General features: G+C 60.6%; 23 protein-coding genes and 1 other RNA gene. 13 read left to right on the top strand and 11 right to left on the bottom strand.

All coding sequences use genetic code 11. From position 1 onward, the window contains the following. Positions 1–324: 324 nt before the first annotated feature. From K1W69_RS12715 to K1W69_RS12725, 3 genes are read right to left on the bottom strand one after another with little or no spacing between them, the layout of a single operon-like run. The gene (locus K1W69_RS12715) at positions 325–1,194 is read right to left on the bottom strand and encodes an SDR family NAD(P)-dependent oxidoreductase (RefSeq protein WP_220228713.1); all 870 of its coding nucleotides are present in this window, start codon (positions 1,192–1,194) and stop codon (positions 325–327) included. A gap of 11 nt (positions 1,195–1,205) precedes the next feature. After that, positions 1,206–2,366, bottom strand: coding sequence for a tRNA epoxyqueuosine(34) reductase QueG (gene queG / locus K1W69_RS12720; RefSeq protein WP_220228714.1), 1,161 nt, complete (start codon positions 2,364–2,366; stop codon positions 1,206–1,208). A gap of 2 nt (positions 2,367–2,368) precedes the next feature. Then, complete coding sequence (locus tag K1W69_RS12725) at positions 2,369–3,061, bottom strand: glutathione S-transferase family protein (protein ID WP_220228715.1); 693 nt, start codon at positions 3,059–3,061, stop codon at positions 2,369–2,371. 199 nt (positions 3,062–3,260) lie between these two features. On the opposite strand from K1W69_RS12725, the gene K1W69_RS12730 reads away from it, so the two are divergent. Continuing rightward, entirely contained in the window at positions 3,261–4,061 is an 801-nt protein-coding gene (locus K1W69_RS12730) for an undecaprenyl-diphosphate phosphatase (protein WP_220228716.1), read from the top strand. Here the strand turns inward: K1W69_RS12730 and K1W69_RS12735 are convergent. Continuing rightward, positions 4,047–4,970 carry a LysR family transcriptional regulator gene (locus K1W69_RS12735; RefSeq protein ID WP_220228717.1) on the bottom strand — a complete coding sequence of 308 codons (924 nt, stop codon included), beginning with the start codon at positions 4,968–4,970 and terminating at the stop codon, positions 4,047–4,049. The genes K1W69_RS12730 and K1W69_RS12735 overlap by 15 nt on opposite strands. Positions 4,971–5,064: 94 nt before the next feature. Between K1W69_RS12735 and styA the strand changes: the two genes are divergently transcribed. Genes styA through K1W69_RS12755 form a run of 4 tightly spaced genes read left to right on the top strand, consistent with a single transcriptional unit; the run spans position 5,065 to position 8,549 of the window. Beyond that, the gene (styA, locus tag K1W69_RS12740) at positions 5,065–6,303 is read left to right on the top strand and encodes a styrene monooxygenase subunit StyA (protein WP_220228718.1); all 1,239 of its coding nucleotides are present in this window, start codon (positions 5,065–5,067) and stop codon (positions 6,301–6,303) included. 15 nt (positions 6,304–6,318) lie between these two features. Continuing rightward, positions 6,319–6,615 (top strand): EthD family reductase, encoded by a 297-nt coding sequence (locus K1W69_RS12745; protein ID WP_220228719.1) that lies wholly within the window; start codon positions 6,319–6,321, stop codon positions 6,613–6,615. Positions 6,616–6,624: 9 nt separating this feature from the next. After that, positions 6,625–7,101, top strand: coding sequence for a flavin reductase family protein (locus K1W69_RS12750; RefSeq protein WP_258571017.1), 477 nt, complete (start codon positions 6,625–6,627; stop codon positions 7,099–7,101). Positions 7,102–7,148: 47 nt separating this feature from the next. Further along, entirely contained in the window at positions 7,149–8,549 is a 1,401-nt protein-coding gene (locus K1W69_RS12755) for an aldehyde dehydrogenase family protein (protein WP_220228720.1), read from the top strand. Positions 8,550–8,908: 359 nt separating this feature from the next. Here the strand turns inward: K1W69_RS12755 and K1W69_RS12760 are convergent, their stop codons facing one another. After that, on the bottom strand, positions 8,909–9,571 hold the full coding sequence (locus K1W69_RS12760) for a MarC family protein (protein WP_220228721.1): 663 nt from the start codon (positions 9,569–9,571) through the stop codon (positions 8,909–8,911). 185 nt (positions 9,572–9,756) lie between these two features. Here K1W69_RS12760 and K1W69_RS12765 point away from each other — a divergent pair, with 185 nt between their 5' ends. Next, positions 9,757–11,925 (top strand): malate synthase G, encoded by a 2,169-nt coding sequence (locus K1W69_RS12765; protein WP_220228722.1) that lies wholly within the window; start codon positions 9,757–9,759, stop codon positions 11,923–11,925. A 44-nt stretch (positions 11,926–11,969) separates the two neighbouring features. Here K1W69_RS12765 and K1W69_RS12770 read toward each other — a convergent pair whose 3' ends face one another. The 3 genes from K1W69_RS12770 to ffs all read right to left on the bottom strand — a co-directional run bounded on the left by K1W69_RS12770 (position 11,970) and on the right by ffs (position 14,447). Continuing rightward, positions 11,970–12,293: a YbaB/EbfC family nucleoid-associated protein gene (locus K1W69_RS12770; RefSeq protein WP_220228723.1), complete on the bottom strand. Its 324-nt coding sequence runs from the start codon at positions 12,291–12,293 to the stop codon at positions 11,970–11,972. Between the two features lie 30 nt (positions 12,294–12,323). Next, complete coding sequence (locus tag K1W69_RS12775) at positions 12,324–14,129, bottom strand: DNA polymerase III subunit gamma/tau (RefSeq protein WP_258571019.1); 1,806 nt, start codon at positions 14,127–14,129, stop codon at positions 12,324–12,326. 221 nt (positions 14,130–14,350) lie between these two features. Beyond that, positions 14,351–14,447: signal recognition particle sRNA small type (gene ffs, locus K1W69_RS12780), an RNA gene on the bottom strand. Between the two features lie 107 nt (positions 14,448–14,554). Here ffs and K1W69_RS12785 point away from each other — a divergent pair. The 3 genes from K1W69_RS12785 (at position 14,555) to K1W69_RS12795 (ending at position 17,476) form a co-directional block, all read left to right on the top strand. Then, positions 14,555–14,959 carry an HIT domain-containing protein gene (locus tag K1W69_RS12785; RefSeq protein ID WP_220228725.1) on the top strand — a complete coding sequence of 135 codons (405 nt, stop codon included), beginning with the start codon at positions 14,555–14,557 and terminating at the stop codon, positions 14,957–14,959. A gap of 11 nt (positions 14,960–14,970) precedes the next feature. Further along, positions 14,971–15,921, top strand: coding sequence for an NAD(+) diphosphatase (nudC, locus tag K1W69_RS12790; protein WP_258571020.1), 951 nt, complete (start codon positions 14,971–14,973; stop codon positions 15,919–15,921). 313 nt (positions 15,922–16,234) lie between these two features. After that, positions 16,235–17,476 (top strand): hypothetical protein, encoded by a 1,242-nt coding sequence (locus K1W69_RS12795; RefSeq protein ID WP_220228726.1) that lies wholly within the window; start codon positions 16,235–16,237, stop codon positions 17,474–17,476. Between the two features lie 63 nt (positions 17,477–17,539). Here the strand turns inward: K1W69_RS12795 and gshB are convergent, their stop codons facing one another. Further along, entirely contained in the window at positions 17,540–18,490 is a 951-nt protein-coding gene (gshB, locus tag K1W69_RS12800) for a glutathione synthase (RefSeq protein ID WP_220228727.1), read from the bottom strand. A gap of 133 nt (positions 18,491–18,623) precedes the next feature. Here gshB and recR point away from each other — a divergent pair, with 133 nt between their 5' ends. Then, the gene (gene recR / locus K1W69_RS12805; protein ID WP_220228728.1) at positions 18,624–19,229 is read left to right on the top strand and encodes a recombination mediator RecR; all 606 of its coding nucleotides are present in this window, start codon (positions 18,624–18,626) and stop codon (positions 19,227–19,229) included. Here the strand turns inward: recR and K1W69_RS12810 are convergent. Both K1W69_RS12810 and K1W69_RS12815 read right to left on the bottom strand, forming a co-directional pair. Further along, a complete protein-coding gene (locus K1W69_RS12810) occupies positions 19,226–20,080 on the bottom strand; it encodes a prephenate dehydratase (RefSeq protein ID WP_220228729.1) in 855 nt (284 codons plus the stop codon). The two genes, recR and K1W69_RS12810, sit on opposite strands and share 4 nt — an antisense overlap. Positions 20,081–20,118: 38 nt before the next feature. Continuing rightward, on the bottom strand, positions 20,119–20,871 hold the full coding sequence (locus K1W69_RS12815; protein WP_220228730.1) for a 3-deoxy-manno-octulosonate cytidylyltransferase: 753 nt from the start codon (positions 20,869–20,871) through the stop codon (positions 20,119–20,121). A gap of 153 nt (positions 20,872–21,024) precedes the next feature. Between K1W69_RS12815 and K1W69_RS12820 the strand changes: the two genes are divergently transcribed. The 3 genes from K1W69_RS12820 (at position 21,025) to K1W69_RS12830 (ending at position 25,761) form a co-directional block, all read left to right on the top strand. After that, the gene (locus tag K1W69_RS12820) at positions 21,025–21,840 is read left to right on the top strand and encodes a c-type cytochrome (RefSeq protein ID WP_220228731.1); all 816 of its coding nucleotides are present in this window, start codon (positions 21,025–21,027) and stop codon (positions 21,838–21,840) included. Positions 21,841–22,036: 196 nt separating this feature from the next. Continuing rightward, a complete protein-coding gene (locus K1W69_RS12825) occupies positions 22,037–23,896 on the top strand; it encodes an extracellular solute-binding protein (RefSeq protein ID WP_370688238.1) in 1,860 nt (619 codons plus the stop codon). Next, on the top strand, positions 23,896–25,761 hold the full coding sequence (locus K1W69_RS12830) for an extracellular solute-binding protein (protein WP_220228732.1): 1,866 nt from the start codon (positions 23,896–23,898) through the stop codon (positions 25,759–25,761). The genes K1W69_RS12825 and K1W69_RS12830 overlap by 1 nt, the downstream gene beginning before the upstream one ends. Positions 25,762–25,814: the final 53 nt, after the last annotated feature.

The following is a 25,814-nucleotide window of genomic DNA, read 5'->3' on the forward strand; positions in this document are numbered from 1 at the left end:
AAATCTGGCTTCGTTTCGGGAATCTGAAAATTCAAGGTTGTCTAATCTGGGTTTGTTTCGGGAATCCATATTTTCATGGTTGGCTTTGTTTCGGGAATCCGCGTTTTTGACACCCTGCGCGCATCGGAAACGCTGAAGCCTCTCCGGCCAGCAGGGCGTTTTATAGCACGAATCGCGAAAAAATGCAGTCTGAAAGTTCCTGCTATGTTCTGCGTCGCCGACGGGCCGTATAGATCCCGGCTCGGGGGCAGGGATGAGGGTGGATTGGAAGGGCGATGCTGGTTTCCTGCTCCCGTTTCGAAGCAGACGCCTTAAGAATCGTTCTCAACCCCGCCAGCTTCCGTCCGACCACATGGCTTCCAGCGCGGCGCGATAGTCGGGATATTGGAAGCGGTAGCCGCTTTCTCTCAGTTTCGCATTGGAGACGCGTTTGTTGTCTGCGTAGAACGAGCGCGCCATCGGGGTGAGGTCGGCGTCTTCAAACGCGATTTCGGGAGGCGGCTCGACGCCCATCAGGTTGCAGGCGAATGTCACCACGTCCTGCGGCGGACACGGTTCGTTGTCGACGACGTTCCAGAAACCGCTTGCCTGCTTCTTTGCAAGATGATCCACCGCGCCCGCCACATCGGCGACATGGATGCGGTTGAAGACCTGGCCGGGTTTCACCAGCCGGCGGGCCTCGCCCCGATCGATCTTGACGAATGTGTTGCGGCCGGGACCGTATATGCCGCCCAGCCGCGCAATCGCGACGGGCATACCGGTGCGCTTTGAGAACTCCAGCCAGCCCTGTTCGGCGTCGACACGCCATTGCGAGCGTTTGTTGACCGGTTGGCTCGGCGTCTCTTCCGTCACCCAGGCCCCGTCATGATCGCCGTAAACGCCGACCGTGGAGAGATAACAGACCCACTGCAGCTTCGGCATAAAGCGCTTCAGGTCGCCGCCGGTCAGTCGCAGCAGCGGATCGCCGCGTTCATTCGGACGCACCGATTGCACGAGATGCGTCGTTCGGGCGAGCGCCTCGAGAAGCGTGTCTGTCAGGCATTCCCCGTCGAAGAGAACGGGTTCGATCCCCGCGGCTTGCAAAGCTTCGAACCTGGTCACAGCGCGGCTGGTTCCGGTAATCCGGGCTGCGCCGTCCATACGCCTTGCAATTTCCTGGCCGGAAAATCCGGCGCCGAGAATGAAGAGATCCATGTCTTGTTCCATCAGTGCGGCGGGGACAGGCGTCCGGTTGCGTGTCGCCACTCTGCAATAACGGATGTATCCGTTTCCACCCTGTCGGCAAGCCGCTGCAACCTGTCAGACGATACAAGCCTGGACAGCGCCCAGACGGCCGCGCCGCGCACCTCCGGCGACGCGTCGTCGAGCAGCGCCTCGCAGGGAGGCACAAGATCCGGATCGCCGGAGTTTCCGCAGGCGATCAGGACATTGCGCACGAAACGATCGCGGCCGATGCGCTTGATCGGCGAGCCTGAAAACAGTTTGCGAAACGCCGGATCGTCAAGGACTGCGAGATCGGCGAGCCGCGGCGCGTTCAGATCTGCCCTGGCCTGCAGTTTCGCCTCGCGCGCCGTGTTGGCGAACTTGTTCCAGGGGCAGACAGCCAGGCAATCGTCGCAGCCGTAGATGCGGTTGCCCATCGCCTCGCGGAATTCAAACGGGATCGGCCCCTTGTGCTCGATGGTGAGGTAGGAGATGCAGCGTCGCGCATCGAGCTGGTAGGGCGCCGGAAAGGCGTTGGTCGGGCAGATATCCAGGCAGGCTCGGCACGAGCCGCAGGAATCCGAGGCCGGTTCGTCGGGCGGCAGATCGACGGCGGTGAAGATCGAGCCGAGGAATAGCCAGGAGCCGAAATCGCGACTGACCAGGTTGGTGTGCTTGCCCTGCCAGCCGACGCCGGCCTTTTCAGCCAGCGGTTTCTCCATGACCGGAGCGGTGTCGACGAAGACCTTCACTTCGGCGCCTGTACGCGCCGCAAACCGGCCGGCGATGGTCTTCAGTCGTCCCTTGATGACGTCGTGATAATCACGGTGGCGGGCATAGACCGAGATTGACGCATTGCTGCGACGCTCAAGGATTTCCAGCGGATCGGAGTCCGGGCCGTAATTCATGCCGAGGATCAGAATGGAGCGTACGTCCGGCCAAAGACTGCGCGGGTGGCCGCGGCGCTCGGCGGTCTCCTCCATCCAATCCATTGTGGCGTGATACCCCTTCGCGACAAATGCCTGGAGCGCGTTCTTTGGGCGATCCGAAATCGCATCCGGCCGCACCACACGCGCAACGTCGAAACCCTCCGACCGGGCCAGGTCGACGAGGAAGGCCTTGCGCTCGTCCGGCCGCGTCGGTTTTCGCGCCGCCTCGCCCATTGTCAGAAATCCAGATCGGCGTAGTGCGAGACCGGAGGCAGGTTGCGGATCCTGTCGGCGAGCAGGGGCCGGAAGGACGGGCGGGACTTGATGCGCTGATACCACTGACGGGCCTGCGGCGCCTCATCCCATTTGATCTCGCCGATATAGTCGAGGACCGAAACCGCGCCGGCGGCCGCAAGATCGGCATAACTCATCTTGTCGCCGGCAAGCCAGTTGCGCGATCCGGCAAGCCAGTCGAGATAGCGCAAATGCTGCTTGATGTTGTTGCGCGCCATGCGCAGCGCCTTTGAATCGGGCGCTCCGCCGCCATGCTCCTTCGACATGATGGTCTTGAGGATCCGCTCGCGCGCCAGATGCCGGGTGACGTCATTGTCCATCTTCAGCAAGAACCAGTCCATCAGACGGCGCTCTTCGGCGCGCTCGAGCACATTGTCGCCCAGCAGCCGCCGGTCGCGCTTGAGGGCGCCGCATGTCTCGTCGATATATTCGGCAATCACGCCTGCGCCGCAGATCGCGTGCATCGATTCGTCAACATAGACAGGCAGTGTAGCCGCCGGATTGAGCGCCAGAAAATCGCGGCGCTGCTCCCATGGCCGCTCCTCGAGAAGCTCCGCCTCGATTGCGTATTCACGGAAAACCAGCCGGATGAAGCGTGAGGCGGCGGACACTGGATGATGATAGAGCGTTGGCATTCAGCGTATCTTGTGAAACTGAAACATTCTCCGGATTTTAACTGGCACAATCCGGCGAAAAAAAGCTATAGGGACTCGAAACCGGCGTTACAAGCGACGCTTTTTACAGCCATGGGGTCTGGTTACAGGATTCGCGAGACGCCCGCAAACGGAGCTTGTTGTTCCGACCGTTTCAGCTGGATAGACGACAGGCTCCCACATGGATGAACAGACACTGATCGGAGCGCTTCTGGGCCTCCTGGAAGGACTGACCGAATTCATTCCGGTCTCGTCGACGGCGCATCTCCTGCTTGCGGGACATTTTCTCGGATTCCAATCGACAGGACGGACTTTCGAGGTGCTGATCCAGCTCGGCGCCGTGCTCGCCATATTGTCGGTCTACTTCACGCGCCTGACGACGCTCGCCATGCAGCTTCCGTCAAGCGCGAAAGCGCGGCGATTCGTCTTCTCGATCCTGCTCGCCTTCCTGCCCGCGGCGGTGATCGGCGTCATCGCGCACGACTTTATCAAGACGGTGCTGTTCGAAACGCCCCTGCTTATCTGCATCGTGCTCATACTCGGTGGCTTCGTGCTGATGGCGGTCGATCGCCTGAAGCGCGAGCCGATCTACACCGACGTGATGGATTATCCGCCGTCGCTCGCCTTCAAGATCGGCCTTTTCCAGTGCCTGGCGATGATTCCGGGAACGTCGCGATCAGGCTCGACGATCGCCGGCGCGCTGCTCATGGGGACCGACAAGCGCTCGGCGGCGGAGTTCTCGTTTTTCCTTGCCATGCCGACCATGGCCGGCGCCTTCGCCTACGATCTGTACAAGAATTATGCGCTTTTGAGCTTCGATGATGTCACGACGATCACCGTCGGTTTCATCATGGCGTTCATCTCGGGCGTGTTCGTGGTGCGCGGCCTGCTCGACTTCGTTTCCAGGCACGGGTTCATGGTGTTCGCCTGGTGGCGCATCATCGTCGGCACGGCCGGACTCGTCGGTCTATGGCTCACCTGAGCCGTAACCGCCATCGGCCGATGTCAGTAGGGAGCGATGCGCCGCCACAAAATCGAGAAAAGTCCGGGCCCGCAAAGACAACCGCCCCGGATCCGGGTAAATGGCGTTAAAGGGCAGGCTCGGCACCGTGTAGTCGGGCAGTACGATTTCCAGTTCTCCACGCTCGACGCGCTGCTGGACCAGCCATCCCGGCAATACACCGACGCCCATTGCGAGCAGAATGGCCGACTGCAGCGTATCGGCGTCGTCAAGCTTCATTGCGCATTCTACATTGACCACATGGCGGCCGCTCTCGCCCTCGAATATCCATGTCGTCGGCGCGCCGAAACGCGAATATCCGAGACAGGCATGCGATGACAGGTCAGAGGGCTCGGTTATCTCCGGCTGAAACCGGAGATAGTCGGGACTGGCCACAGCATATCGGCGTATGCGGCCAAGGCTGCGGGCGCGTAGCGAACTGTCCTCCAGTTCGCCGATGCGCAACGCCATCTCGATGCCTTCCTCGACGAGATTCACGTGGCGCTCCGTCAGGCGGATATCCAGAATGATCGCCGGATATCTTTCTTGAAAGTCGCGCACGATCGGCATCAAAAGATGCCGCCCCATGGAGGACGGCGCGCTAATTGTCAGTGTTCCGGCGGGAACCGGAGACGCGTTGCTCGCCGCGGCGCGGGTGAGTTGATAGGCGTCGACGATGTCGCGGGCGTGTTCGTATACGCGATGGGCGTCCTCCGTCGGCGTCAAGCGCCGTGTCGTGCGAAGGAAGAGAGATGTGCCCAATGTTTTCTCCAGCATTGCGATACGCTTGCTGACGGTCGACTGCGTAGTGCCCATGCGCTTGGCAGCGGCTGAAAAACTGCCGCTTTCGAGCACGCTGATGAAGGTTTCGATGCAGTCAAGCCTGTCCATATTTATTCCTTACTGGAATATGATATATCTTTTTCATGCTATTTCTGATTGATTGAATCTGCAATAAATCTTCCCTCTCAGAGGGAGGAAAACAATGCACAAGATAGGGATCGTCGGCGCAGGGATCGCCGGCCTGCACCTTGCGCTGTACCTGCAGCAAAGGGGCGTCGACGCAACGATCATCACCGATCGCACGCCAGAGGAACTCGCAAAGGGACGGCTTCTCAACACTGTCGCGCATCACCACACCACGCTGGCGCGCGAGGAGGCGCTCGGGGTCAATCATTGGCCCGATCCTAACCAGCATTACTACTATCACGACCACTGGCTGAACATTCCGGGCTCACCGCTCAATTTTTCAGGCCGTTTCTCCAAACCCTCCCGCGCCGTGGACTACCGAATTTATCTTCCGGCGCTGATGGAGGATTTCACCGACCGGGGCGGCGTCATCGAATATGGCCGTATCGAGGAAGATGATATCGCCGCCTTGGTGGACCGCTTCGATCTGCTTGTCGTGTCGACCGGAAAGGGTCCTCTCGGGGCGATCTTCAGCCACGATCCGGATGAAAGCCCGTTCCAGCAGCCGCAACGGCGGCTGAGCGTCGGGCTCTATTCCGGCGTCAGGCATACCGACCCCATGAACGTGACACTGTCGTTAAGCCCCGGCGCCGGCGAACTGATCGTCATTCCGACGATAACTTTCGATGGCGTCGGAACAGCTCTCCTGATGGAGAACGTTCCGGGCGGGCCGCTCGAGCAGACGGTCACAACCAAATATGACGACGGACCCGCCGCCTTCCGCCAGACAGTGCTCGAGGGTCTCGAACAGTATCACCCGGCGGTCTACGATCGTATCGACACGACCCGGTTCGATCTGTGTCAGCCGAACGACCTGCTGCAAGGCGGCCTGGTTCCGACAGTGCGCAAGACCTCGGTCGAGTTCGACAATGGCAAGTTCGCCATTGCGCTGGGCGATGTCCATGTGACGGTAGATCCCGTCAACGGCCAGGGCGCCAATATTGCCTCCTATGCGGCGTTCGTGATGGGCGAGGAAATCATGAAGGCGCCTTCACTCGACCGGCGTTTCGTCGAACATGTCGACATGGCGCGAAACGACCGCTGCCTCGGAGCCGCCCGCTGGAGCAATCTCATGATGGCGCCGCCGTCTGAAGAAATGCAGATGCTTCTAGGCGCGATGAGCCAGAACAAGGCTTTGTGCGACGAATTTACCGAGAACTTCAACTGGCCCGAACGCCAGTGGGACAATCTGTCTTCGCCGACGCGCATCCGGTCCTGGATCGAGCGATCCGCCCCGGCCAGAGCGGCCGAATAGGAAGAGGTCATATCCATGCATTGTCTGACCGTGATCTATCCCCATCCGGACGACCCGGAAGCTTTCAAATCCTACTATGAAGAAAAACATTTACCCCTTGCCGCCAGACTGCCCGGCTTGAAACGCTATCACTACGCATATCCCGACGCAGTCGGCGGCGGCGACGTATTCTGCATCTTCCAGGCCTATTTCGAGGACGGCGCATCAATGGGCGCGGCGATGGAATCAGGCGTCGGCGGGGAGGTCGCGCAGGATGTCGCGAACTACTCGCCGAAAGGCGCACAAATCTTTCACTTCCCGATTGAGGTCTAGTGACCTCAGATGATCGAACATCCCGAGCCTTCGCAGTTCCGTCAAGCTGTCTCGCGGTTCACGACGGGGGTGACCGTCGTCACCACCGTTGATGGAGCCGGCAAGAGAATCGGCATGACGGCGAACAGCTTCACCTCCGTCAGCCTGGCGCCTCCGACTGTTCTGATTTCCATCAAGGCAGGTCGTACACTCGAGGCCATACGCAGCACGGGCAAGTTTGCCGTCAACATTCTGCCGGCGTTCGGGAAGGACCTGTCGATTCATTTTGCAGGCCGGCCGTCATTGGGGTCGGCGCCGGAGTTCGAACCCACCGGCGGCATGCCCAAACTGTTGCATGCGATCGCCTATTTCGACTGCAAAGCGATGCGCTTCGTTACCGTCGCCGACCACACCGTGCTCATTGGAGCCGTTTGCGCCTGCACCCATGAGGACGAAGCAGAACCGCTGGTGTTTTTTTCCAGCCGATATCATTCGCTTGCAAACTGATTTGCGTTCCAGCGTTAACGCTGAAAACATTTCCGGGGAGGATAAACATGATCTATCACATGACCATCAATGGCCGCGCCAGACGCGCCGCCTCTGTCTTTGAAGTCGCAAATCCAGCAGGCGGCATTGTCGGAGAGGCTCCGGCGGCGACCCTGGACGATCTCAACGACGCCGTGGAAGCGGCGTCCGACGCATTCGTCTCATGGTCCCGCCGCCCGGACAGCGAGCTGCGGGAGGCCTGTGAGGCTGTCACACAAAAAATCGGCGAACACGCCGAAGAACTCGCGCAGATCATCACGCTTGAGCAGGGCAAACCGCTCAACGGACTCGGCTCGCGTTGGGAAATGGCGGGCGCGGAAGCCTGGGCCGCCCATACGTCGGGTTTGTCGCTGCCGGTCAAAACGTTGCAGGACGACAACGAGGGACGGGTGGAGCTTCACCGCAAACCGATCGGGGTCGCGGGCTCCATCACCCCGTGGAATTTTCCGGTGCTGATCGCTGTTTGGCACATTCTACCGGCGCTCAGAACCGGCAATACGATCGTCATCAAACCCTCGCCCTATACGCCGCTGGCGACCTTGCGACTGGTCGAGATCATGAACGAGGTGCTGCCCGCGGGCGTCGTGAACGCAATTTCCGGCGAGGACGCAACGTTCAATCTCGGCGCCGCGATTTCCGAGCATCCCGGCGTCCGAAAAATCGTCTTTACCGGATCCTGCGCTACCGGTGAAAAGATCATGGCCTCCGCCGCAACGACCATGAAGCGCCTGACCCTGGAACTGGGCGGCAATGATGCTGGCGTCGTGTTGCCGGACGTCGATCCCGCTGCGATCGCCGAAGGTCTATTCTGGGGCGCGTTCATCAACAACGGACAGACTTGCGCGGCCATGAAACGGCTCTATGTGCACGAGGATGTTCATGACGAGGTGTGCGCCGCGCTGGTTGATTTCGCCCGAACCATACCGATGGGCAATGGACTCGACGAGAACTCCGTTCTGGGGCCGGTGCAAAACAGGGCGCAATTCGACAAGGTGAAGCGCCTCGTCGACGACGCCAGGCAGCGAGGGCGCGTGCTGCTCGGCGGAGAACCCGGCAACGGCCTGTTCTTCCCGCCGACCATAGTGGCGGAACTGGACAATGGCGATCCCCTGGTGGATGAAGAACAGTTCGGTCCCGCGTTGCCGGTCATCAGATACCGGGATCTGGACGAAGCGATCGCCGCCGCCAATGACAGCAAGAACGGCCTGGGCGGTTCTGTCTGGACTTCGGATATTGAACGCGGCCGCGCGATCGCACGGGACATGCAATGCGGGTCGGTCTGGGTCAACAAGCATGGGGCCATCCAGCCCAATGCGCCGTTTGGTGGCGTAAAATCATCCGGTCTGGGCGTTGAATTCGGCGAAGAAGGTCTTGCCGAATACACCGATATGCAGGTCGTCTTCTCCTAGTCTGGTGGATTTGAAGTTCCTTACATTGTAGCAGCAGTCTCTTACAGGAACTTCAAATCCGTAAACCACACTAGAATCATTATCTTGCTAGTACCCTTATCGAATCTGAAGTTCGAATAGAGCGTGCTGCAGGATGTAACGAACTTCAGATTCGGGCCCTAGTGGTCCGCTTCCGGCATTTGCATCCCGATGCGGCTCATCCTGGAGCAAATGTCGGAATCTTCAGATCCACCGGTCTGATAATGTTTTTATTGGGGCTTGAAGTTTTACGTTTGAAAAGGAGTTCGCGTCTTGCGGGACCCTGTTGTCAAATTCGCTCCACTCGTTCGCCCGTAAACACACAAACCAGAAAGGGCGACTCACCCGCCGGCGACGAGCGCAGGGAAATGCAGCTTCGCAAAGGCGACAACGCCGGCCACGAGCATTTCAACGGCGACGGCCGCCAGGATCAGACCCATTATCCGCGTCACGATATTGATGACCGTGTCGCCCAGGGTCCGCGAAATGACATCCGCAAAGAGCAGGCCGAGCCACACCATCACGCTGATCAGCAGGACAACCGGAACCATCGTCACGAGTTCGCTCGTGTCGTTCATGAGCTGCGTGAACACTATAATGGTGGTGATGGCGCCTGGTCCGAGCATGATCGGGATGGCCATCGGCACGACGGCGATGTTGCGGCGCGGGCGGTCTTCGGCCGGCGCAGCCTGATCCGACGCCGGTTCGCTGTCGTCGCTCTGGATCAGGGATAGCCCAAGCCCGAAGATGACGACGCCGCCGGTGATCTGGAAACCCGGAATGCTGATGCCGAAAAAGGCCAGTATTTCTTCGCCGATCAACAGGATGACGATACACGCCACGAAAATGGTGACGCCGACGACATGCGCGACCTTGCGTTTCTCCGCGGGCGGGTATCCGTTTGTCATCTTCAGGAAGACCGGCACCCCCAGCAAAGGGTTGAGAAGCGCTGCAAGCGCTATGGCGAATTTCAGGAAAAGATCGACATTGAAAAAGTCGGACACGCGGCCCCCAGCCACTGACAACGATTTTGCTTTCGAAACTCTAAAACATTTCCGTTAGACGGCCAACGGAAGATACTATTTCTTATTTGGAACAGATGTTTTCCATTATTGCCAAATTGACAGGAACCGGGGCGCCTCCGCTATATTCGCCGTATCTATTTCACCTCAATAGCAGGAAGAACACCATGGCGACTGTCGAACTCCACGACCTGACGATCGACCGCGAACTGCATGATTTCATCGTTGACGAAGCCCTTCCGGGCACGGGAATCGACGCCGATCATTTCTTCAGCGGCCTGTCGGACCTCGTTCACACGCTCGCGCCGCGCAATCGCGAATTGCTGGCACGGCGCGACGAACTGCAGGAGACCATCGACGCCTGGCATCGCGAAAACGGCAAGCCGACCGACCTGGAAGCCTACAAGGCCTTCCTGAAGGAAATCGGCTACCTCGTGCCTGAAGGCCCGGATTTCGCTGTCGCCACCGCCAATGTGGATCCGGAGATCGCCTCCATCGCCGGGCCGCAACTCGTCGTGCCGGTGATGAACGCGCGCTACGCGCTCAACGCGGCCAACGCCCGCTGGGGATCGCTTTATGACGCGCTCTACGGAACCGATGCGATTTCCGAAGAAGACGGCGCCGAAAAGGGCAAGGGTTACAATCCCGTGCGCGGCGCCAAGGTCATCGCCTGGGCGCGGGACTTCCTGAACCGCTCGGTTCCGATAAGCGGTGACTGGAAGGACGTTACCGGGCTCAAGGTTTCCGGCGGCGAACTGGTCATCAGTCTTGCCGACGGCGCCGCGGCCGGCCTTTCCAACCCGGCGCAATTCGCCGGCTACACAGGCGCGCCGGAAAAACCCGACTCCATCATTCTCAAGAAGAACGGCTTGCATCTCGACATTGTCATCGACCCGGACAGCACGGTCGGCAGCGGCGACGCGGCCGGCATTGCCGATATTTTTCTCGAATCGGCGATGACAACGATCATGGACTGCGAAGACAGCGTCGCGGCCGTAGACGCAGAAGACAAGGTGGTGGTCTACCGCAACTGGCTGGGCCTGATGAAGGGCGATCTGGCCGAAGAGGTCAGCAAGGGAGGTTTGACCTTCACCCGCCGCCTCAACGAAGACCGGACCTATACCGGCCGCAACGGCGAGACGCTGACCCTTCCCGGCCGCTCGCTGATGCTGGTGCGCAATGTCGGCCACCTGATGACCAATCCGGCGATCCTCGATCGCGACGGCGCCGAGGTTCCGGAAGGCGTCATGGACGGGCTTGTCACAGCCATGATCGCCCTGCACGATATCGGCGAGAACGGACGGCGCGGCAATTCGCGCGAAGGCTCCGTCTATATCGTCAAGCCGAAGATGCACGGGCCGGAAGAAGTCGCCTTCTCCTGCGAATTGTTCTCACGCGTCGAGGATATTCTTGGCCTAGCCCGCAACACGCTGAAAATGGGCATCATGGACGAGGAAAGGCGCACCACGGTCAATCTGAAGGAATGTATCCGCGAGGCGAAGGATCGGGTCTTCTTCATCAACACCGGCTTCCTCGACCGCACCGGCGACGAAATCCACACCTCCATGGAAGCCGGCGCGATGATCCGCAAGGGCGACATGAAGCAGGCGCCCTGGATCTCGGCCTATGAGGACTGGAACGTCGACACCGGGCTCGAATGCGGGCTTTCCGGCCACGCCCAGATCGGCAAGGGCATGTGGGCGATGCCGGACCTCATGGCGGCGATGCTCGAACAGAAGATCGGCCATCCGAAAGCCGGCGCCAACACGGCCTGGGTTCCTTCGCCGACGGCGGCGACGCTGCACGCAACCCACTATCACGCAGTCGACGTCGCCGACGTGCAGGCGCGTCTGCGCGATCGTCCGAAGGCAAAGCTTGACGACATTCTCTCGGTTCCGGTGAGCGACCGACCGAACTGGACGCCGGATGATATCCAGCACGAACTCGACAACAACGCGCAGGGCATTCTGGGTTACGTCGTGCGCTGGGTCGGCCAGGGGGTCGGTTGCTCCAAGGTGCCCGACATCAACAATGTCGGCCTGATGGAAGACCGCGCCACCTTGCGCATCTCGTCCCAGCACATGGCCAACTGGCTGCATCACGGGATTGTTGACGAGGACCAGATCGTCGAGACGATGAAGCGCATGGCGGCCGTCGTCGACGAACAGAACGCCGGCGATCCCGCCTATGTCCCGATGGCGGGCCGTTTCGACGACTCCATCGAGTTCCAGGCGGCGCTCGATCTGGTGCTCAAAGGCCGCGAACAGCCGAACGGTTATACCGAACCGGTGTTGCACGCCAGACGGCGCGAACTGAAGGCCGCGCAGCAGGGCTAAGACATTGATAGCGCCGCAGACGCGGCGCTATCCCGACTGCCGAATCAGAACGGCAGCTTGAAGCCGGGCGGGATCGGCAGGCCGGCGGTGAGTTCCTGGGTCTTCTCCTGAACGGCCGCCTCGACTTTCGACTTGGCGTCGTTGTGGGCTGCAAGGATCAGGTCTTCGAGGATTTCCGCCTCGTCTTCCTTAATGAGCGACGGATCGATCTTCAGCGCCGACATGACGCCCTTGCCGTTCAGAGTGACGGTGACCAGGCCGCCGCCGGAAGTTCCCTCAACCTGCATCGACTCGAACTGTTCCTGGAGACCGGCCATCTTCTCCTGCATTTCCTTGACCTTGCCCATCATTCCCATGAGGTCACGCATCGCTAGTCTCCATTAGATTGGTGTCATGTCTCATTCGTCTTCGAACGCCTCGGGAAGGATGTCTCCTTCCTCGCTTTGATGCTCCGAAGGCAACTCGTCCTGTTCGTCAACGCGGATTCGCACGTCGCGGATCCGGGCGCCGGGAAACTGCGCCAGGATTGCAGCGACATCCGGATCTTCCCCGGCGTCGCGCACCCGCTTGTCGTGGCGTTCGGAATCGATCTCTTCCAGCGTCTGGCCGCCGGGTTCGCGGCTGATCGAGATGATCCAGCGCCGTCCTGTCCATTCCTTCAGCCGTCCGTCGAGTTCGCCGATGAAGGCGCGCGGCGTATCGTCGTGCAAGGCGATTTCCAGCCGGCCGGGCTCGATGCGCACGGGCCGCAGATACCGGCGGATCATCGCCTTGAGTTTCAGGTCGCGGTGGCTGCCTGCGAGTTCCGCCAATTCGGACAAGGAGGCGATCGCCACTTCCGGCGCGGTTTCGGCAGTTTCCAGCGACGCGGGCTCCGGCTGCGGATCAGCGTCGCCGTTGACGCGCCGCAGCGCGACCGGTTCGCCATTGCCCGGGACCGTAGCGGACACGCGCGTCTCCGGAGCCACGGCCGACGTTGAGACCGGCGCAGAGGACGGCGTTCCCGACGGCGCGGATCCGCCAGGAGACGGCGCCGCATTCGAAAGCGCCTTTTCCAGGTTGCGCGCCGCCTCTTCCGGCGAAGGCAGGTTGGCGGCGTGGGTCAACCGGATGAGCACCATTTCGCAAGCGCTGACCGGGCGGTTCGACTGCTCCGTCTCGGCGATGCCCTTGAGCAGCATCTGCCACTGCCGCGACAGCACCGGCACGGATAATTTTCCAGCGAACTCGGCGCCGCGTTTGCGCTCGACTTCGTTGAGGGCAGGATCGTCGGCCGCGCCGGCAACGAATTTCAACCGGGTGACGAGATGGGTGAAATCGGCCAGGTCAGTCAGTACGACGACGGGATTGGCGCCTGAGTCATAAAGATCACGGAACGTGTTGAGCGCCTCCGCCACGGCGCCGCCGGCGACCTGTTCGAACAGGTCGACGATCCGGGTCCGGTCTGCGAGTCCAAGCATGCCGCGCACCGTCTCGGCCTCTATCGCGCCGCCGCCGTGGGCGATCGCCTGGTCGAGCAGCGACAGGCCGTCGCGCACCGAACCTTCCGCCGCGCGCGCGATCATGGCGAGCGATTCGTCGTCGATGGCGACGCCTTCCTTGCCGGCGACGGAGCGGAAATGATCGATCAGTTCGGCCGCCTCGATGCGGCGCAGGTCGAATCGCTGGCAACGCGACAGCACCGTGATGGGCACCTTGCGGATCTCGGTCGTCGCGAAGATGAACTTCACATGCTCGGGCGGCTCTTCCAGGGTTTTCAGCAGGCCGTTAAAGGCCTGCGTCGACAACATGTGCACCTCGTCGATGATGTAGACCTTGTAGCGCGCGGAGACCGGCCTGTAGCGAACCTGCTCGATAATTTCGCGAATATCGTCGATGCCGGTGTGGGACGCCGCGTCCATTTCGATCACGTCGACATGGCTGCCCGCCATGATCGCTTCGCAATGCTCGCCGGTTTCATTCAAGTCGACGGTCGGCCGATCAATAGCCTCCGTCCGGTAGTTCAGGGCGCGGGCGAGGATGCGGGCCGTCGTCGTCTTGCCGACGCCGCGCACGCCGGTCAACATGTAGGCCTGGGCGATGCGATCCGTTTCGAAAGCGTTCGTCAGGGTGCGCACCATCGGCGCCTGGCCGATGAGGTCGCCAAAATCCCGCGGACGGTACTTTCTGGCCAGTACGCGATAACCCTGCGTGACGTCGTTCATCAATGCTCCCCGGACGGTTCCGCCCGACATAACGGATTGCGGCGCCCGCAATCAATACGAAAGGCGAAACCAGAGCAAAATCCGCTCCGGATGTCGCGTTACGCCCGTATGCAGAAAGCATCGCCTTGCGGGCGGCGCCAAGTCAATAGCGGCGGCCTGCGATCACAGCGCAAAGGCGCCGTCGGTGTGGAGGGCCGGCCAATCTGTGGATATCAATGAGGGTGGGAGGCTGGCACGGCGACCCGTGCCTGGCTCGTTAGGGCTGCTTCCTTCCGGACCTGACCCGGTTGGCGAGTGGCTCGTCCACCACCAACCTCCCGCGCCCCATATCGTCAATCGGGCGCAGAAATGCAAGCCAATCGAAGAAAAAACTGTTACGCTACGACAACTGGTTCGCCAGAAAAAGAAACCGGGGTGGAAACTGTATGAGTTCATTCAAGCTGGATCGGGTGCTGGAAGCCGACAGCATGCTCGTCTCGAAACTGGGCCTTTGCCAGTTGCGGCTGATGAACGACAGTCGCTGGCCCTGGCTGCTTTTGATCCCGCAGAGGCCGGAAGCCGAGGAGATCTACCACCTGACGCCGCTCGACCAGACGCTCCTGACATTCGAAACCTGCGAAACGGCGCGGGCGCTCAAGCAGGTTACGGGCTGCGCCAAAATCAACGTCGCCGCGCTTGGCAACCAGGTCCGCCAGCTCCATTTTCATGTGATCGCGCGCAGAACCGACGACGCTGCCTGGCCGAAACCGGTCTGGGGCGTTGGAACGGCTATCCCCTATGATCGTGGAAAAGCCGACGGGTTGAAAGCCGCCATCGTGGACGCACTGTAGGAATAGAAACATTGTCGCTTTTTAACGGAAACGGGCCGGAACCGAGCAGTTTCGTCGCCTTTGCAGGAAACCGGCTGGAACGCCGTTCAGAACATCGCGACGACAGCGTGCTCGAAGAGGCGCTTGCCGCCGCCGGGGCCATGGCCTTCGCCATGCGCAGCGGCCGGGCCTATCTGGCGAAAAATGGAGACGGTTTCGACGCGCTTCACGACATCGCCGATCTGGATGCGTTTTCGCCGGATTTCGAAAACGCCGTCGTGCTTGGCTATACGGATTCCGGCGCGCCAAGGCTGGCGGTTCCGGTAAAGCGGGATCCGGACGACCTGCCGGATACGATCAAGGCCATCGATCATCGCTCTATCTACATGCAGGGTCTCGTGCGCGGAAGCGAACTTGGCGAACTCGCACAGGGCGCGAGCCTCCTCGCCTGGGCGCTGTCGCATCGCTTCTGCGGGCGTTGCGGGGAAAAGACTCGACCGCGCGCGGGCGGCTACAGGCGCGAGTGCCCCTCCTGCGGCAACCAGCTGTTTCCACGGACCGATCCGGTCGTCATCATGCTGGCTGTCGACGAGAAGACGGATCGCTGCCTGCTTGGCCGCAGCCCGCATTTTGCGCCGGGCATGTATTCCTGCCTCGCCGGTTTTCTGGAGCCGGGCGAAACCATCGAGGAAGCGGTTCGACGCGAAACCCTTGAGGAATCAGGCATCCGGATCGGCGCCGTACGCTATCACGCGTCTCAACCCTGGCCGATGCCGCATTCGCTGATGATCGGCTGCTACGGAGAAGCACTCAGCGACCGCATCACAGCCGATACGCGGGAACTGGAAGACTGCCGCTGGTTCAACCGGGAAGAAACCGCCGAGATCCTGTCGCGGCGAGTGGGAAGCGATTCGTTCAATTCACCACCGCCAGGGGCAATCGCCCATCATCTCATTCGTGACTGGCTCGCGGGAAACGTCTGATACGGCTGCCGCCGACACGATAACCCCGCCAAAATCGTCGCTCCACCCTGTTGCGCGCCACGTTTTCCTGCGCACGCACAGCGCCAGCGTCTTTTGCCCGATGCAGTTACCATGTTTACGATTGACATCGACTCACCGCATTACTAGACTTTGATAGTCCACTTTCGTGGATCGGGGACACATCGCTGATTTGATTGCCAAATCCATCCGGGACTAAATTCGGTAGACATATTAAGCAATCGCATTTATGTAATGTTATTACATTACTTACAGCCGTGTCACCGCGGTTTTTTCCAATGTCTCGGAGAGGTCAATGAAGGCTCCAGTATCCTTTTTCCGCCGGCCGTTCAGCGCCACAGTTTCATACCCGTTCAGATCCACTCTCGCTGTCCTGACGCTTGCCGGGGGACCCGCCCTTGGCGGACAGGCCACGGCCGCCGATCTGACGGAGACCGAAATCGTCGCCGCCCCTGCTGTCCAGACCGTCAGTTATCCGTTCATCATCGCCGAACTGGAAGTGGAGCTGGAAAACGACCTCGTGTTCGATTCCGACGATCCCGACGCCGAATTCAACAACCTGTATCCGACAATCGGCTTCGCCGCGGAACTCGGCCTGAACCAGTATTTCAAGGTTGTTGTCGGCCTGACCATGGAGCAGCTCGAGGATCCGGAAGAGGACAGCTATTTCGAAGATGTCGGGCTCTATATGGATACAATCCATCTGCAAGCCGATGTCGGCGGCCTGTCGCTGCTCGCCGGTAAATACGGTCCCGAGTTCGGACAGGCTTGGGACAACACGCCCGGTCTCTACGGCACCTCGCTGGCCGAGGACTACGAGATCACCGAGATGATCGCTCTGGGCTTTGCCTATGACTTCGAACTCGGCGACGCCGGCACCCACACGCTCGCCGCCAACACCTTCTTCGCCGATACGACGGTGCTGTCCGAATCGCTGATTACCAACCGCGGCCGCGTCTCGCTGTCCGACGGCGGGTCGGCCAATACCGAACGATTCAACAACTACGCAGTCGCCCTCAGCGGCGAGGAGATGGCGGCGCTGCCCGGCCTCAGCTACAATCTCGGCTTCACATATCTGTCCGCAGGTATCGGCGATGTCGCCGACCAGACCGGCTATGTCTTCGGCCTCGCCTATGAAAACGAATACGCCAACGGCGTCACGATGAACGTGACCGGAGAAGTGGCCTATTTCAACAATATCGGCGGCACGCTGGATGACGGAACCTATTTCACCGCCGGTCTGGAACTCGGCAACGGCTCATGGCATGGCGAACTCGCCGGAGCGCTTCGCGATATCAATCTCGATGGCGGCGGTTCGCAGGACACGTCCTTTATCCAGCTTTCAGGCGGCTACGAGTTCGACAATGGTCTCGATCTGACGCTCGGCTACGCCTATGTGGACGAAGACAGCGTCGGCTCGCATGTTTTCGGCGTGCGCCTGTACAAGGCCTTTGACTTCGCAACGCCCGGCGCGCCGGACGAAGAATTCGACCTGCCGGAACGTCCGCGTGTTCGCGGCGGACCCGTCGTCCAGTAGTCACAAACGCCCGCGTTTGAACTTACCGATCGCGCCGCTTTTGCGGCGCGTTCTGTTTTTGGGTCAGGCGGATATTTTCGCGTCGATTGCATCCCACAACAGGGCGGCGATATCGGCCCCGCCGAATTTTTTCACCTCGCGAATGCCGGTCGGCGAGGTCACGTTGATTTCCGTCATGTAGTCGCCGATCACGTCGATGCCGACGAACAGGAAACCGCGTTCGCGGAGCGACGGGCCGATACGGGCGCAAATCTCCTCCTCGCGTTGCGTCAGCTCCGACGGTTCGGCGCGGCCGCCGACATGCATGTTGGATCGCGAATCGGTTTCCGACGGCACGCGATTGATCGCGCCGACCGGCTCGCCATCGATGAGAATGATCCGCTTGTCGCCTTGTCTTACCGCCGGAAGGTACTGCTGCGCGATCAGCGGTTCGCGATACATCTCCGCAAACAGCTCGAGCAGCGAAGAGAGGTTGCGATCGTCGTTCTTCAGATGGAAGATGCCGGCGCCGCCATTGCCGTAGAGGGGTTTGATGATGATATCGCCCATTTCCTTGCGGAAGGCGACGATCTCCTTCGGATCGGCGGTGATCAGGGTCTTCGGCATCAGGTCCGGAAACTCGGTCACGAAGATCTTTTCCGGCGAATTGCGCACCCAGGCCGGGTCGTTGACCACCAGCGTTTCGGGGTGAACGCGCTCGAGCAGATGCGTCGAGGTGATGTAGGACATATCGAACGGCGGATCCTGACGCAGCAGAACCACATCCATGTCAGTGAGCTCGACGCGGCGCGGCTCGCCGAGACTGTAGTGATCGCCTTCCCTGTCCTGCAGGGTCATCGGCTCCATCGTGGCGATGGTCTTGCCGTTGACCAACGAGAGCTGCGACGGCGTGTAATGGAACAGCTCATAGCCGCGCTCCTGGGCTTCCAGACACATGGCAAAGGTGGAATCGCCCGCAATCTGAATCGTTGAGACATGGTCCATCTGGACGGCGACCTTGAGTGTTTTCGTCATCTTGTCATCCCATCGATGCTTTGCGCATCATTCAAAATCCTGATCACACATAGAGTGGGCGGCTGGCAAAGGCCAACGGTTTTCCGCCAACTCCTGCGCTGCCATTCGTCTCGAATCACGTTAAAAGGCAGGCATGAGCAAGAGCGTCGCCGGACCCGAGATCGAAAAACTCATCCAGCTGCTGGCCAAGGTGCCGGGGCTTGGGCCGCGCTCGGCGCGCCGCGCCGCTCTGCACCTGATCAAGAAGAAGGACCAGTTGCTGGGCCCACTCGCCGACGCGATGCGCGAGGCGTATGATCATGTCGGCGTCTGTTCGGTCTGCGGCAATGTCGACACCAGCGATCCCTGCACGATCTGCACCGACGCGCGGCGCGATCGCAGCGTGATCGTCGTCGTCGAGGATGTCGCCGATCTCTGGGCTCTGGAACGCGCGGGCGCGCTCAACGCGCTCTACCACGTGCTTGGCGGCACGCTGTCTCCGCTCGACGGCGTCGGCCCGGACGATCTCAACATCAAGTCCCTGGTGGAGCGGGCCTCGAACGGCGACGTCAAGGAAATCATCATCGCCGTGAACGCCACGGTGGAAGGCCAGACGACCGCCCACTACATCACCGATCAGCTTGAAGGCCTTGACCTGTCGGTCACACGGCTGGCGCACGGCGTTCCGGTGGGCGGCGAACTCGACTATCTCGACGAGGGCACGCTGTCGGCCGCAATGCGGGCGCGCACGCGGCTTTAGCCGTTGCGGTCCTGCTCGTAGCGGAAGGGGTGCGCCTTGTAGGCGCCGAGCACACGCACCTTTGTGGAAAAGAAACCCAGTTCCTCGAGCGCCCGCGACACGTTCAGATCGTCGGGATGGCCCTCTATGTCGGCATAGAACTGGGTCGCGGTGAATCGCCCTTCCAGCTGGTAGCTTTCGAGCTTCGTCATGTTGACGCCATTGGTGGCGAAACCGCCCATCGCCTTGTAGAGCGCCGCCGGGAGGTTGCGCACATTGAAGATGAACGTCGTGACGATCAGATCCTCGTCGCGCTCGCGCGGCGCCATGACGCTTTCCGCCGACAGAATGACGAACCGGGTGACGTTGTCGTCGGTGTCCTCGACGTTCTCCATCAGCATATCGAGGCCGTACATGTCTTTGGCCAAAAGCGGCGCGAGCGCCGCCATGGACGGATCGCCCTCTTCGGCGACGAGACGCGCCGCGCCGGCGGTGTCGCCTGCGACAACCGGCTGCCAGCCATGCTCGCGCACAACGTTTCGGCACTGACCGAGCGCGTGGACGTGGCTGTGGACCGTCCTGATGTCCTCGATCTTCGCGCCCGGCGTCACCATCAACTGGAAATGGATGGGCATGAAGTATTCGCCGACGATATGCAGTCCTGATTCCGGCAGCAGGTGGTGGATATCCGCGACGCGGCCCGCGATGGTGTTCTCGATCGGGATCATCGCGAGCTGCGCCTCGCCGCTTTTCACGGCGTTGAATGCGTCCTCGAAGGTCCGGCAGGGCATTGGATCCATCTCGGGAAACATGTCGCGGCAAGCCATGTCCGAATTGGCGCCGTATTCGCCCTGAAACGAGATCCTGTTCATTTTCCTGCCCTGGTTGTTTGTTGTTTTGTGTCTGCGCTTTAGCCGAAGGCGCGAGGATCGGCAAGAATTTGCCGCGCGCGCTCCAGATCCGGTTCTGTGTCGACGCCCAGCGGAACCTCGCCGACGATTTCCACGTCGATGCGCATGCCGGCCTCGAGGGCGCGAAGTTGTTCGAGCGATTCCCGCGTTTCGAGCGGCGATCGCGGCAACGACACGAACCGGGACAAAGCGTCGCGGCGCCAGGCGTAAAGGCCGATATGGTGGTAGAGCGGTCCTTCGCCATGAGGCGCGGCAGCGCGGGTAAAATACAGAGCCCTCAGCCTTTTCTCCGACAGCGGAGACCCGACCACCTTGACGACGTTCGGATTGGTTTTTTCCTCGGCCTCGGAAATAACGGCGGCGACGGTCGCTATGTCCGTTTGCGGATTTTCAAGCGGCGCGAAAGCCGCGCGAACCGTCTCGGGCCGCACCGTGGGAAGATCTCCCTGGACGTTCACGACTGTTTCAATTTCCCCATCAGGATCAAGGGTTTGCAGGGCCTCGAAAACGCGATCCGATCCGGATGGATGATCGGGCCGGGTGAGGATGGCCTCAAACCCTTCGCTGCGTACGGCGTCCGCCACCTCGCGGCTGTCGGTCGCGATCGCAACCGGGCCGATTGCGGCTTCGCGGGCGCGCAGGGCCACCTGGACGATCATCGGTTTTCCGCCAATGTCGGCAAGCACCTTGCCAGGCAGCCGCGTCGAGGACATGCGCGCGGGAATCAGGACAATATTGCTGTTGGACGACATCAGGCGACCGGTTCTGCTTTGCGGACTGGAAGTCACATTCTGGAGCGGTTATAAACAGTGTTGCAACAGCAAGGCAAAAGACATAGGTTCCGCGCCAAATCGAGACTTGTGCCGGTTTCGGGGATGGACCGGCATAACATGGAGCCCCCGAAGATGAACAGCTCTTATTTCAACGCAATCGCCGGCGCTTTCCTCACGGTGGTTTTCGTTGTCATGACCGTGTCGATCGCTTCCGACGCCATTTTCCACACCAGAGAACCGGTCAAGGAAGGCTTCGAGATCGAGGTGACCGAAGGGGGCGGGGAAGCCGGCGGCAAGGAAGAAGCAGGTCCGTTCCAGATCGCGACCCTGATGGCGGGCGCCAGCGCCGAGGCCGGCGCCAATGTTTTCAAGAAGTGCCAGTCCTGCCATACGGCGGAAGAGGGCGGCGCCAACAAGGTTGGCCCCAATTTGTGGCATGTGCTGGGTCGGCCGGTGGCCAGCGCCCCGGATTTCGCCTATTCGCCGGCCATGGTCGAATACGCCGCTGGCGGCGAAACCCACTGGATGTACCAGAACCTCAGCGAGTTCTTGGACAATCCGAAGAAATTCCTCAGTGGCACCAAGATGAGCTTCGCCGGCCTGAAAAAGCCGGAAGATCGCGCCAATGTGATCGCCTATCTGAGGGAGCAGGCGCCTGAACTGCTGCCGCTCCCCACGCCGGAGCCCGAGGCGGCGGAAGCCGAAACGACACCGGAAGCGACCGAAGCGTCTGCTACGCCGGAGGCCGCCAGCGATGCGACCGCGGCTGAAGACATGTCCGGTTCCAGCGAGATGACGCCGGCCGAAACGACAGAGGAAAAAGCCGAAGAATCCGAGACGCTGGATGAGGCGGCCGCAGAGGGCACAGACGCCGTGACAACCGATGTCGACGCGCTGGAAGAAGAAGCAGCGGAGCCGACGGCCACCGAGACCGACTCTTCGAACTGACGTTGAGAAAATCCAATCCGCGATGAGGCCGGGCCCGCGCCCGGCCTTTTTCGTATTGGCGAACCTTACCGATTGTTCATGATTTTTGCCCGTTCTTCGTCACATTTGACCTTCATGGGTCGATGCATTGACCGTCTATTGCTTTTGTTTATGTACTTAACGACAGCAATGACGCCTCACACAACGGGAGATCACGGTGACGGTTCGTTCTCTATCCAGACGCAGTCCCGCCATCCTTGCCGGCTTACTGGCGGGCTTTACAATTCTCAACCTCCTCCCCCCGCCCGCGGCCGCCGACGAAATGGTGTGGCGTCATGCGTCGTCGCTCATCGGAACTCCGAAATATCCGGCTGATTTCCAGCGTTTCGACTACGTCAATCCGGATGCGCCGAAGGGAGGCGAGGTTCGGGTATCCGCCAATGACACGTTCGACACGTTCAACCCGCTGCTCGCCAAGGGCGACCTTGCCGAAGGCCTCGGCCTCGTGTTCGAAACGCTGATGACCTCGTCCATGGACGAGATCAATTCGGAATACGGGCTGCTTGCGGAGGCGGTCAGCTTTCCGGAAGACTACTCTTCGGCGACCTATCGCCTCAGGGAGGGCGCGCGCTGGCACGACGGAACGCCCGTTACGCCCGAGGACGTGATCTGGAGCTTCGAAAATGTCGTCGAACTCGATCCCCAGCGCCATTTCTACTATCAGCATGTCACCGGCGCCGAGAAGACCGGAGAGCGCGACGTTACCTTCACCTTCGACGAAAAGAACAACCGGGAGCTTCCGCAGATTGTCGGCCAACTCCTCGTGCTACCCAAACACTGGTGGGAAGGAACCAACGACAGTGGCGAGCAACGCTCCATCGAGCGCACCACCCTCGAAATCCCGATGGGCTCGGGACCTTACAGGATCACCAGCGTATCGCCGGGCTCCACGGTGGTCTTCGAGCGGGTGGAGGACTATTGGGGCGAGGATCTGCCGGTCAATGTAGGCAGCAACAATTTCGACAGGCTTCAATACGAATATTTCACCAGCAGGGATTCCGAATTCCAGGCCTTCAAGGCCGGAAAGGTCGATTTCTGGCTCGAGAACAGGGCGCAACGCTGGGCCAATGGCTACGATTTCCCGGCGGTCGAGGACGGGCGGATCGTCCGGGACATGTTCGAGAACCCCTACCGGTCCTCGGGCGTCATGGTCGGTTTCATTCCCAATCTGCGACGCGACAAGTTCAAGGATCCGCGCGTGCGCGAAGCGCTTGTCCAGGTCTTTGATTTCGAGGAGCTCAACCGCACCCAGTTTTTCGATCAGTATGAGCGAATCGGCAGCTATTTCTACGGAAGCGAACTTGCCTCCAGCGGCCTGCCGCAAGGCAAGGAACTCGACATACTCGAATCGGTGCGCGACCTTGTTCCTGAAGAGGTCTTTACCGAAGAATACAAGAACCCGGTCGGCGGCGACCGCGCCAACCAGCGAAACAATCTGCGCGAGGCCATTCGCCTGTTCGGTGAAGCCGGCTATGAAATCCGCGACGGCAAGATGGTCAACATCGAAACCGGCGAACCCTTCGGCTTCGAGATACTGCTCAATGGTCCCATTATTGAAAGCGTCGCCCAGGCCTACGCCCAGAACCTGAAGCGGATCGGCGTCGAGGCGACGGTGCGCTCCGTCGATCCGGCGCAATACACCAACCGCGAGCGCAGCCGGGATTTCGACGTGATCTATAGCGGATGGGGCCAGTCGCTGTCGCCCGGCAACGAGCAGATGGAATATTGGGGCTCGGCTGCGGCGAACCGGGAAGGTTCGGCGAACTACGCCGGCATTTCCGATCCGGGCGTCGACGCGTTGATCGAAAAGATCGTCTTCGCCGAAGACCGCGACACGCTGGTGGCCGCCACCAAGGCGCTCGACCGGGTGCTGCTCGCCGGCCGCTATGTCGTTCCGTCCTACACGTTGAGAAAGGCGCGCCTGGCCTACTGGAGTTTCCTGGCCTTTCCGGAACCGCTGCCGACCTATTCGCTCGGCTTTCCTTCGATCTGGTGGTCGAAGAAGGCGACTGACTGATGGCGGCTATAGACCGTCGTACTTTCCTGCTCGCCTCCGGGCTTGGCGCCGCCAGCCTGTTGACGCCGGCGCGTTTCGCCTTCGCGCAAGTTCCGAGCAATAGGCGCCTGCACGGTATATCGGCTTTCGGAGACCTGAAATATCCGGCCGATTTCACCCATTTCGACTATGTCGATCCACAAGCGCCGAAAGGCGGCCTGTTCAATTTCCAGCCGCCGAGCTGGCAGTACAACCAGAACGTCCAGACATTCAATACGCTGAACAGCTTCATACTGCGCGGCGATGCGCCGCCGCGCATGGAATTGTGCTTCGACAGTCTGATGGTCCGGGCGCTCGACGAACCCGACGCGCAATATTGCCACCTGGCCGAATGGGTCGAGGTCTCCGACGACCGCAACATCTGGCGGTTCGGGTTGCGGCTGGAAGCCCGGTTTCACGACGGATCCCCTGTGACCGCCGCAGACGCAGCCTACAGTTACAATCTGCTGAAAGAAGAGGGTCATCCCAATATCGTCATCACACTGCGGGAGATGACCGAAGCCGTCGCCATCGACGAGCGCACATTGGAGCTGCGTTTCAGCGGCGACCAGTCGGCGAACGCGATCCTCGCCGCCGTCGAAATTCCGGTGCTGTCGAAGGCCTACTACTCCGACCGTCCCTTCGACTCCAGCACGCTCGACATTCCGCTTTCTTCCGGCGCCTATCGGCCGTCGCGCGTGGACGCTGGCCGATTCATCGAATATGGCCGCGTCGAAGATTACTGGGGCCGTGATCTGCCGACTGTCATGGGCCAGAACAATTTCGATACTTTGCGCATCGAGTTCTTCGCCGACCGGCAGGCCGGTTTCGAACAGTTCAAGAAGGGCGAGATCCAGTTTCGCCAGGAGTTCACCTCCAAGAGCTGGGCGACCGAATACAATTTCCCGGCCATCACGCAAGGCCGCGTGATCAAGAGAACCTTTCCCGCCGAGCGTCGACCGATGATGCAGGCCTGGCCGGTCAACCAGCGCCGCGCGCGCTTTTCCGACTGGCGCGTCAGGCAGGCGATCAATCTTTGCTTCGACTTTCGGTGGACCAACGACAAGATCTTCTACAACGCCTATGAGCGCTCGCAATCCCTGTTCGAAAAATCCGAATTCGTTGCGACCGGCATGCCGACGGACGCAGAACTTGCAATCCTGGAACCGCTGAGAGAAAGGCTGCCGGAAGCCGCCTTCGGCGAAGCCGTGACGCAGCCCGTCTCGGACGGATCCGGGCGCGACCGCGCCCTGCTCCGGCAGGCTGTGACCCTTCTAGACGAAGCGGGCTGGAAGCGTGACGGGCAGGTGCTGAAGAAGGATGGCGAAACCCTGTCGGTGGAAATCCTGATCCGGTCGCCAGTCTTCGAGCGGGTTTTGTCCGGCCTGGTGGAAAACATGCGTCGGGTGGGCATCGAAACCTCCATCCGGTTGGTCGATCCTGTGCAATTCCAGTCGCGGCTCGATACGTTCGATTTCGACATGGTGGGCCTTGCTCTTTCAATGAGCGCCACGCCGACCCGGGAAAATCTGGCGTCGATGTTTTCCGATTCCTTTGCGGCCGTCGAGGGTTCGAACAATTATCCGGGCGCGCAAAGCGGCGTCTATGACGATCTGCTCGCCCATGTCGGCAAAGCCGAAAGCCGCGAAGCGCTGGTGACGGCCATGCGCGCGCTCGATCGTGTCGAAAGAGCGCGGCTCGACTGGATTCCAAACTGGTATTCGGCGGATCACAAGGTTGCATTCTGGGACATGTTCGGATTCCCTGATACAAAGCCGGACTATGGGTGGCCTGTCGAATCACTGTGGTGGTTCGACAAAGAAAAGGCGCGTGCAATCGGCAGATGAAGCCAGAGCGGGACGGGAACAGATTGAATCGAATGACGGCATTCGCAACCGGC

The sequence above is a fragment of the Flavimaribacter sediminis genome (assembly GCF_019492055.1).
Taxonomy (GTDB): Bacteria; Pseudomonadota; Alphaproteobacteria; order Rhizobiales; family Rhizobiaceae; genus Flavimaribacter; species Flavimaribacter sediminis.